The sequence below is a fragment of the Streptosporangium heterodermiicola genome, from assembly GCF_051390675.1.
GTDB lineage: Bacteria > Actinomycetota > Actinomycetes > Streptosporangiales > Streptosporangiaceae > Streptosporangium.
Genome location: NZ_JBPJSR010000066.1, coordinates 1 through 1,778 on the forward strand (window position 1 = coordinate 1; position 1,778 = coordinate 1,778).

General features: G+C 74.0%; 1 protein-coding gene. It reads right to left on the reverse strand.

What is annotated here, in order from left to right; genetic code table 11:
* Positions 1-1,751: acyltransferase domain-containing protein (locus tag ACSC1Q_RS42890; RefSeq protein ID WP_436764496.1), on the reverse strand; the 1,751-nt coding region annotated here is incomplete at its 3' end.
* Positions 1,752-1,778: the final 27 nt, after the last annotated feature.

A 1,778-nucleotide genomic window follows, 5' to 3' on the forward strand; every position in this document is an offset into this window, starting at 1 on the left:
ACCCCGGCCGACACCTCGACCAGCACACACTCCGCGACCCCACCGTCCAGAGAGTCGGCCACCACCCACTCGGGCACCCCGGCCGAACCGGCAGGAGCCTCGCTCCACTCGACGTGGAACAGCTTGTTCCTGAGTCCGGTGGCGCGGGTGGCCTCCGGCCCGCCGACGGAGACCGGGCGTACGGCCAGCGACGCGACCGTCGCCACCGGGAGGCCCGCGGTGTCCGTCAGCTTGAGCGAGACCGAGCCCTGGGCGGTCAGCGAGATCCTGATGCGGAGCTTCGTGGCTCCGGAGGCGTGCAGCGCGACCCCGTTCCAGGCGAACGGCAGGGAGGGCCGGCCGGGCTCGGAGTCGGTCGCGAACTCACCGAGGGCGGTGGCGTGCAGGGCGACGTCGAACAGCGCCGGGTGCAGCCCGAACCTGGCGGCGTCCCGTGCCATCTCCTCGGGCAGCGCCAGCTCGGCGAAGACCTCGTCGCCCCTGCGCCACGCGGCCCGCAGCCCGCGGAAGGCGGGTCCGTAGTCCAGGCCGATGGCGGCGAAGTTCTCGTACAGCCCGTCCATGCCGACGGCCCGCGCGCCCTCCGGGGGCCAGGTCTCCTCGGCCTCCGGCACGACCACGCCGACGCGGGCCAGGATGCCCGCCGCGTTCTGGGTCCAGGGCTCGTCCTGCTCGTCGTGCGGGCGGGAGTAGATCCCCAGCTGCCTGCGCCCGTCCTCGTCGAGCGCGCCGACGGCCACCTGGAGCTGGACGGCTCCGCGCTCGGGCAGGAACAGCGGCGCCTGCAGCGTCAGCTCCTCCAGCAGGTCGCAGCCGACCTCGTCGCCCGCCCGTACGGCCAGCTCCACGAGACCGGTTCCCGGCAGCAGCACCTGCCCGTTGACCGCGTGGTCGGCGAGCCACGGGTGAGTGGCGATCGACACGCGTCCGGTGAGCACCGCCGCCCCGCTCTCCGCGAGCCCGGTGGACGCGCCGAGCAGCGGGTGCCCGGTCGCCCAGAGGCCGAGGCTCTCCGCGTCGCCCGCGCCACTCGTCCCCAGCAGCCAGTAGCGCTGGTGCTGGAAGGCGTAGGTGGGCAGGTCGACGGCGCTCGGCCTGGCCGGGGCGATGGCCCGCTCCCAGTCGACCTCGCCGCCGCGTACCCACACCTCGGCCGCGCTCGTCCACAACCGGCGCAACCCACCGTCGTCACGCCGCAACGTGCCCACCACCACACAGGCATCCGCGACCCCGGCGGCCTCCACACTCTCCAGCACCCCGATCCGCAACACCGGATGCGCACTGCACTCCACGAAGAACCGGAACCCCTCACCCGCCAGCGCCTCCACCGCCGGACCGAACCCCACCGTCTCGCGCAGATTCTCGTACCAGTACGCGCCACCGGCCTCCACACCCTCCAGCCAGCACCCCCGCACCGTCGAATACCACGGGGTACGGCCGATGCGCGGCGCGACCGGCGCCAGCAGCGCGGCGAGCTCGTCCTCGATCGCGGTGACGTACGCGGAGTGCGAGGCGTAGTCGACCTCGATCCGCTTGGCCCGCACCCCCGCCGCCTCGTACTCGGCGAGCAGCCCGTCCAGCGCGTTCACCTCACCGGAGATCACCGTCGAGGCCGGGCCGTTGATCGCCGCCACTGACACCCGGCCGTTCAGTCCGGCCAGCCGCCCGGCAACCTCCGCCGACGGCAGCGGGACCGACACCATCCCGCCCCGACCCGCCAGCGCCACGATCGCCCGGCTGCGCAACGCCACCACCCGCGCACCGTCCTCCAGCGACAG